At 58.1% G+C, this 7,567-nt stretch carries 5 protein-coding genes; 1 reads left to right on the top strand and 4 read right to left on the bottom strand.

What is annotated here, in order from left to right; all coding sequences use genetic code 11:
• Positions 1 to 4 precede the first annotated feature (4 nt).
• A complete protein-coding gene (locus tag ASF44_RS33285) occupies positions 5 to 994 on the bottom strand; it encodes a TniQ family protein (RefSeq protein WP_082524854.1) in 990 nt (329 codons plus the stop codon).
• Between ASF44_RS33285 and ASF44_RS31165 the strand changes: the two genes are divergently transcribed.
• Positions 900 to 2,684, top strand: a complete 1,785-nt coding sequence (locus ASF44_RS31165; protein ID WP_082524853.1) for a TnsD family Tn7-like transposition protein — start codon at positions 900 to 902, stop codon at positions 2,682 to 2,684. The genes ASF44_RS33285 and ASF44_RS31165 overlap by 95 nt on opposite strands.
• A 20-nt stretch (positions 2,685 to 2,704) precedes the next feature.
• On the opposite strand, the gene ASF44_RS31160 is transcribed toward ASF44_RS31165, so the two are convergent.
• The 3 genes from ASF44_RS31160 to ASF44_RS31920 form a co-directional block, all read right to left on the bottom strand.
• Positions 2,705 to 4,198, bottom strand: coding sequence for an ATP-binding protein (locus ASF44_RS31160; RefSeq protein ID WP_162243830.1), 1,494 nt, complete (start codon positions 4,196 to 4,198; stop codon positions 2,705 to 2,707).
• Between the two features lie 70 nt (positions 4,199 to 4,268).
• A complete protein-coding gene (locus ASF44_RS31925; protein ID WP_156374562.1) occupies positions 4,269 to 6,770 on the bottom strand; it encodes a hypothetical protein in 2,502 nt (833 codons plus the stop codon).
• 218 nt (positions 6,771 to 6,988) lie between these two features.
• Entirely contained in the window at positions 6,989 to 7,522 is a 534-nt protein-coding gene (locus ASF44_RS31920) for a TnsA endonuclease N-terminal domain-containing protein (protein WP_156374561.1), read from the bottom strand.
• Between the last annotated feature and the right edge of the window lie 45 nt (positions 7,523 to 7,567).

The following is a 7,567-nucleotide window of genomic DNA, read 5'->3' as shown; positions in this document are numbered from 1 at the left end:
CTGTTCATCCGAGGTTGTTCTGGGTTGATGGTTTGGCGTGAGAACCTCCATCTTCCCCGACTACTTCGGGTGAACAACCTCTTGGGAAACGACATCTAGGGTTAGGCCTCTCAACCGTTCCTAGGACTAGGGCCTCGACCGCTTCCCCTGGGTCATCCCATAGCAGAGCAGTTGCCAGCGCAAAGGTTTCGGGACGACAGCGGATGTGAGAGTACGTGATACGGTCGATCCAGCTCGACTCGCTCGGTATTCTCTGCACAGAATCTGGAAAGCTCTCAGAAAGCCATCCGCCGGGCGTCACTTGCCGGATCAACAGTTCCAAGCTCTGCTTACCATTCAGTTTGATACCAAGTGACTCGGCTCTTCTTCGCAGAGTCCAGCTTGCCTTCGCCGCTTCCAAAGGGCGATCAAGCAATGCTAGCAGTCGCTCAACAACGTCCAGATAGCGCGTGACGACCGGCGCACGCATGAGCGGGTCGACATCTTCACGCGTAAGGTCGATTGCATCCTCCAACGCCTTGACAGGCCCGAGAGAAAGTCGCCTATTGCAAAGCGTGCTCGTCAGCGGACGCATGTGCCGACCGCACCAGTTAACCCCGGCAATCTGATGCAATCGTCGCCAGTACGGCGGATGACCATTCAACTCGTCTTCCAAGATGCAGTCACGGCAGACGCGACCAGCTGGAGCGGCCGACATAGCGAATCGATAGTAGACAAACTGGCCGAATGGGCGGGGTTCCTCCGACTGCTCCCAAGAAACGCTTTTGGTTAACGGGACCAGCGTATGCCGTCGGACGACTTCGAGTGGATCCAAACTGAGGTGATCGATCACAGCTGAGAACTCACAGGACCTCCGAACGGATCCCTCACGTTGTCCCCGTAGCGGACCGAGTCGGTCGATGAGCCGCGTTCTCGGCAGCAGGAAATTTGCAGCGCGAATATGCCCAACGTACCCAAGGAACAACTCGTCGGGTAGAAGAGTTCTGAACTTCATCTTGGCCCAGCCAATTCTCGGGCTGCGTGGTGGTGTTCGACAGGGAGCCGTTCCAAGGCGCACGACCGCCTATCCCTCTCCAGCTCTTGCCCGTTGCGAGATGTCGAGTAGCGCTGCATCATTCGGTCTAGCAAAAGGTATCCCCCCGCAGTTTCGAAAAGGCGCACATCTGTCTTCGACTCGACCGCTGGACCGTTGGCCTCTTAAGTTGCCGACGTTGCAATGTGAGGAAACGCTGTACAGCTGGTGCGCGACATACCACCGTCGCTCCATGGGAGTGAGTGCGTTGGCCACGAGTCAAGCACTGTTCGGCAGCAAGTACGCCGCCCTGCGGCACGACTTCCCATCGCATGTCGCGCAGTTCGAGACGGCAACTGAAGGTGCGTTCGGGAATGCACGCCAAGTCGCTCTTCGTCACACGCTGCTCGGGTACTTTCTGCCGTTCTCCTCGCGCGACTTCGCCGAGGACATCTTGACGCGCGTCACATCGGGGGCGGTACCGGATCTCAAGATGCGCCTGGGCATTCCAGCGAGCGGCATCCGCGGTTACCACCCATTGAAGTTCTGCAAGCGTTGCGTTGCACAGGATGTCGAAAAGTTCGGCTGGGCGATCTGGCGGATCCCACATCAACCACCCTCCACCTTGGTCTGCAGCCGCCATCAGCGGCCACTTGTTCTGACGTGGAACACAGCGTCTCCCGTACACCGTCGGAGCTGGCTGCTCCCGGACGAGCCGGCGACCGATCACCGCGCCGAAGTCAAAGTAGGAGGGAAGCGCGCAGACAACCTGCTGCAACGTATGGCAGCGATCAGCGCCCATGCCCAGACGTTGGCGCCAGGCGCTTGGCGTCATGCAAGGCTCGTCGCCGTGTACCGCCATTGGGCTAAGCTTCATGGTGCACTCAGTCCGGGCGGCAGCGTTCGACACGGGGCCATCTTCGAAACTCTGCTCAGCGACTTCAGGATCGTGCAGAGCGCCTTCCAGGGGTTGGCATTCGGCGCCTGCACACTGGATCTTGCAGCGATCCTTGCGAACACGACGCGTTGGGGTTCCACAAGCGCCCACCCACTCAAGCACATTGCCTTGCTTGCGGCCATGTTCGAAAGCGCAGAAGACGCCATTCGGGCAGTGGAGGCAGACGGCAACCCATCCACCGATGAGCCTCGCCTGGAGGAACGACAGGATCGCACAGACGTGGAGTTGTCCCGGCGGGACCAATTCGTTCACCTGGTTCGAGGTGGCGCCACCATCAGGTCTGCGGCTACTTCTGTGGGCGTCACCACCACTACTGGCGTTCGCTGGGCACACATTAACAGCTTGCATTTTCCATCGCGCGCTAAACATCTGCGGACGGGCCAACTTGAAGCGATCCGCAACGAGTTGAGGGCGGGCGTAGAACGTAAGATCGTCGCAGCACGGAACGAGGTCTCGCTGACAACGATTCATCGCTTGCTGTCGGCGGAGCACGAACTGCGGGATCAATGGGCCAATGCGCGACATGCGATGGCACGCGCGGCGAACCGTACAGCTTGGTTGAACCTGCTGCGCAAGCATCCCGGCGCCAGTGCCAAAACTCTTCGTAAACTCCCGAGCAATGGATGGGCGTGGCTCTACCGGCACGACAAGTCGTGGCTCTCCAGCTCGTTGCCCACCTTGTGGGAGAGGCCGGACGACAGCGCGGAGAGCTGAAGCAGTGGGAGTGCCTCCGCTCACAGATCTGCCGACTTCATCATTGCGTCGAATCCCGCGAGGGAATGCTCGATCATTCCGTTCATGCGCATGTCATTGCTCTGGAGCGTCCCCGCCAACTTTTCTCGCTCCTGATCATTCTTCCGCTCGCGTGTCTGCTGCGCCTTGAGCAGCGCCGCCGCGCTCCTAGGAGCGCGACGTTTTGGATCTCCCTTTGGCACATCCCGATAACCCGGCGGTACTTCTTCCAGATCTGGCGACCCTTCAGACGCCGCGAACTTCGTTTTGCTGTCGCCGACCGGCTCGCGAGGACCACCCGGCTCTTTTTGTCCCCAGACCTTAGCGTAGAAGTCCACATCTACGTCATCGCGCCAACGACGCAGCAAGATGGAGTCCTTGTTTGCAAAGCCGTCGCACAGCGCGCGCATGTCGTCGTCGAAACTCTCGTAGGCGGCCCTGATGTGCTCGGAACTGATGGACTCCTCTGCACTCATCAAGGCGCTGCACTGCGCCTGACACCACAGCGCCAGTGCGACTCGGGGAATCCCCCCACTCAAACGTTTCAATTCGACCAGACAAGTCTGAATGTCGACTGGTGCGTCGTGCAGAACGTAGTATTTTCGTACGCCCGACGCCACTGTTTCCCATTCTTCGTCGACGCTCTCGCTCAGCTTGCCCATGGAGCCACACGGATGAAAATGAACGGGCGGTCGCTCATGGGCTCTAGTCTTGTTCTGACTCAAGGCACTGATCCAGCCAAAGCCTCGCGGATTACCAGATAGCACCAGAGGAATACCACTATTGGACATCGTTAGGAAGAACATTTGCATTTCCGTCGAATGATGTGTCGCCATCGTGTTGAACCATTGGATTTCGTCAATGATGAGCACGCCAACGTAGTACGTGTGCAGAAGCGCGACCACAGCGCTAGCCAGTCGATCGACCGTTTTGTATGTACGTGGTAGATCGATCGCATACGATGTTCCGACCAGCTCATCTACCGTGATCAGGATCGCCATTAGGAGACCACCTCGACTTCCGTCGTGGCTCATGGCAACGTAGAGATAGATAAGCTGCTGCTGTCTCCGCCAAAGGGCCTCCTCTACGTTGTCGTGCACGATGACCTGATCGCCTAAGGTCCGTGCGGTGTGTTTGAGCGTGACAGATTTAGAAAGTCCAGACGCGCCCTTGACAAGGAGCAGCGATGACCCCGGGGCAACCAATGCACGCTGAGACGATTGATTTGAGCGCCCGTCTCGTCCGTATCTGATGGCCTGATCGACCCAACGCCGTGCGCCCGGAAGCGTCGGATTTCTCAAAGCATACGAAGCAGCCACCATGGCATGGATCGTCATGCACAGTTCAAGGGACTTTGCAGTCGGCGTCAAAGGAAGCTTGTCGCCGAGCAGCAGGGTAGTCCGCTCGAAGATCGTCAGACTCCGAATGTCCAGGCCGAGTAAGGGATCAAAACGAAGTGCGTCGTTGAGCGCTCGAAGATCCTCATAGATCGACATTCTGCGCGTCAGTGGGTTGCCGGCGCGGAACCAATGCTGTGGTGAATTCATAGCAGGATGTGAGACGCTTTCAGTGAAGGGTTTGCGATGCAGTTATTTCTGAAAGCAGTGAGCGACGTGGTGACGATCTTGGAGAAGTTGGCATGTGGTCAGGCGGTCCAACTACTTCGGTCACCGGGCTAGGATCCGATGCAGAAGGTAGCGTGGATTGGGAGGCGATCGGAGGCGCCGGCGTTGATTCCGCTGTCTCCGACAGCACGGAGTCGTCAATCGCAACCCCCATGATCGTCTCGGCATGCTCGGCTTCTCGATTGGTGCGTTTGTTCTCCTTCATCTCCCTCTTGTTGGGCTCTTTTCCGGCGCGCGCGACGTCAGCGTCGTACTTTTGCTTGGCCTGATCCGCTTGCTCGCGTTGCCACGCTTCCATGTCACCGCGCTGGCGTTGTGACCTCTCGCTAGAGTCCATGGCCTCCGCAGCCTCGACCGCATCGCGGTCGACCATGTCGGAAAGCGTCATCACATATGGGAGATCGGGATCGCGAATCTTGAGCACCTTCAGGTTGAGTTCGATTGATTCATTGGTTGCTGGATCGACGTACCAGATCCTCCGAGGATGGAACGGATGGACGATGAACTGACCGCGGAAGAATTCCGGATCGTCCTTGCCGCCACGACGAGCGTCTTCGCACCAAGCATTGATGATCGGATGGTTGGCGACATAGCAGATGTGATTGATGAACTGAGGATTCTTTCGCTCGTTTCGGCGGTGAAGCCGTACTCCCTGCTCCGTAAAGGTGCCCCAGTGCGTCGGCAACAACTGGCGGCGCAGCAGATCCACTGATTGCGACGCACGAGCCACGCGCCCTTGTCGGATGAACTCGCGCGTCAATGCCAACCGCGTAGGCGGAACGTTCTTCCAACGCAGGTCTAGCGATCGGAAGTCCTTCATCTCTTCTGTGTTGTGAAGATGGATCGCGTAGACAGACGCACGCAGAGCTTCGATGTTTGTGCAGCGTGCTTGCGACTCTGCGGAGCGTTCGCCACGCGCTTTTTTTTGCCCATGCGTCGTGCCGGGTAAGTTGTGATCGGAGAGACGGTGAAGAATGTGGTGGCCCGCCTCGGCAAGCGAGTTTCGGTTTCCCTCGTTGACCGGCACATAGTGGACGTGCGTGCCAATTCCGCTTAGGCAGTTCATGATTTCTTCGCTGCGGAGGTCGGTGTTGTCAGAGATGATTGACTGAAACCAAATGGGCAAGAAGTCTTCGTGGGACAGCAGCTTGTCCATGCTGATGTCCTTGAGCCAGCCTTCCTTGTCTGGATCAGCAGCGTTGAACGCAGCCAGACGGACCGTCTTGCTCGCCGCAGCCTCTAGCCCTTGGTAAAGGCCAGCGATGTAGCCGAACATGTTCTCGACGAGTAAAATTCGATGTGCAGATCCGATTCGTTGAATTCGGTCCAGCGCTCGCACCAGTTCTACGTCGATTGAAGTGCTGTCCATGGACCCGCGCTGGCCGATGTCGTAGAGGTCATCGCTTGCCGAGCCAAGCACAGCGCGATAGTTGCGCTCATGGCTCTTGGGAGCCAACATGAGCCGCCACGCGGCCAGCTCCCTGTTCCTCCCCTGTCCCCAAGTCCGAAAATGACTTTCCGTTGGGCGTTCGTGATCCGGAAGCCACTCGCGCTTGATTGTTCCGTCGGGCATCTGGACCGCGATGCTGTAGAACTCTGTCCACATGCGTCGCAGCGCTTTGGCGACTGTTTGACCACGGAAGACCCAACTGGTGTAGCAGAAGGCAATGATTTTGTGGTGGTATCCGTTTTCTTCGACGTTGATGCCTTCACGCCCTACCTCGCCGGCGCGGGTCCGGGCATTGGGAGCACCGCGCTTCGCAGCCCCTGCCTTTCGATGCTTTCCGCGTCCACCACAACGATCTGCAGAGCCGATCAGTGCACCGCGTCTGCTACCGCCGGCCCAGTATTGGTTGAGCAGCCGCTGAAGCATCCTGACGACGACGTCGAGTTCCTTCGCGGTCGGACTTTCGGTAGCTTCGATGCATTCCACTCGTCCTGATCTCAGGTTTGCGATTTGTTTGCAGAGTTCGGGCGACAGCAAAGCAGTTCGGGCGTGCTTCAACAGGATGCCCGGCCGCAGTTCGCTATCGAGAAGCAGTGGGCTCAAACTAGAGTCCTGAACGAGGGTGCTGATCAACGCCCATCTCGCCTTCAGTCGAAGCAAAGCTATGGAGTCCACCTGGAACCCACGTTTGAACTTCTCGTTGAGTTGATCGTCGGTCCGGAAGGTAGCCCCACGCGGCTTGAACTCACCCAGGTTGAGCAATGGTTTGTTCAGGTCGAGTTGTTCTTCCGCCTCTTTCAAGCTCAGTCGTCGAGGACCAACGAAATAGGTACGCTTTGCACTCGTCCGAGGTGTAAGTGGGATGACCACCAAGTGGTCTGTCCCGCGATGCACATACATTACAAGGTGTGGCTCCGAAACCAACGGTGCTGGAGTTGAAGGTTCGGCTGGAGACTGAATTGCATCGATCACCATGCCTGCGATGATCAACCTCATGCCTTCTCCAGGCGAGCGCGAAGCCCACGCTTGAAGGCATGACCTCCGGGGCTCACGACACGGTCCATCAAGACTTCCTCGCGCAAGTCCACGTCAATCAACTGATGCCAGATGATGCTTCGCACAGCGCGAAGAGCCTGGTCTCCGTCGAGTCCGAAGTCGGACATCATGCGGTCCCGCCACTCATCCGGAGGATACGAGGCGAGTGACTCACCTTGCTAATCCAGCAACCGATTGCGCGCGGTCACTTCCTTGCTGTTAGTCGGCAACATCGCAGCGGCGCGGAAGCGGTCGAGCTGGCCCAGCAAATGCCCCGGAAAGGCGGTTCGATCTGAGACGAAGTAGGTGAAGTCGATTTCTTGCGCATACAAGCGCTCCACTTCAAGCTTTTCGGGTCCACGGGCAATAGGATCAATGTCTCCCGTGTACAACTCGCTGCTCAGTGGCTTGACGGAGACGATGGCCCCGCGAACACTGCGCGGCGGCAACCAAGCGAGCGTGAGAACTAAGTCGAATGTCCAGATGTATGGAATCGACGTGCCGACGAATACGCCATGGTCAATTCCCGCTTGCTTGCACAGAGCCAACGTTCCGCTTGCCCACGGCAAATCCCCAGGCAAGTCTTCGTGGTACCCGTAGAGCGGCCCGAACGAAGCCCAGGGCCAAGCGGGGAACTGTTCGCGAACGTGACATCCGATCGTAATAGTCCGACGTGGGCCGTCCTTGCCTGACCGCGGGATGACGGCAAGCATCTGCCTCTGATCGCAGACCCGCTTGGAGGTGTGCGCTTACGGGAG

Source organism: Pseudorhodoferax sp. Leaf274, assembly GCF_001422445.1.
In the GTDB taxonomy this organism is placed as follows: Bacteria; Pseudomonadota; Gammaproteobacteria; order Burkholderiales; family Burkholderiaceae_C; genus Pseudorhodoferax.
The sequence above is the reverse complement of the archived record's forward strand: the minus strand, read 5'-3'. Positions and strand labels throughout refer to the sequence as shown.

What these genes read in the sequence shown, in the direction of transcription:
- ASF44_RS31165 (WP_082524853.1), top strand. Translation starts at nt 900, where the DNA reads ATGAGCCGCGTTCTCGGCAGCAGGAAATTTGCAGCGCGAATATGCCCA.
- ASF44_RS33285 (WP_082524854.1), bottom strand. Translation starts at nt 994, where the DNA reads ATGAAGTTCAGAACTCTTCTACCCGACGAGTTGTTCCTTGGGTACGTT.
- ASF44_RS31160 (WP_162243830.1), bottom strand. Translation starts at nt 4,198, where the DNA reads ATGTCGATCTATGAGGATCTTCGAGCGCTCAACGACGCACTTCGTTTT.
- ASF44_RS31925 (WP_156374562.1), bottom strand. Translation starts at nt 6,770, where the DNA reads ATGAGGTTGATCATCGCAGGCATGGTGATCGATGCAATTCAGTCTCCA.
- ASF44_RS31920 (WP_156374561.1), bottom strand. Translation starts at nt 7,522, where the DNA reads ATGCTTGCCGTCATCCCGCGGTCAGGCAAGGACGGCCCACGTCGGACT.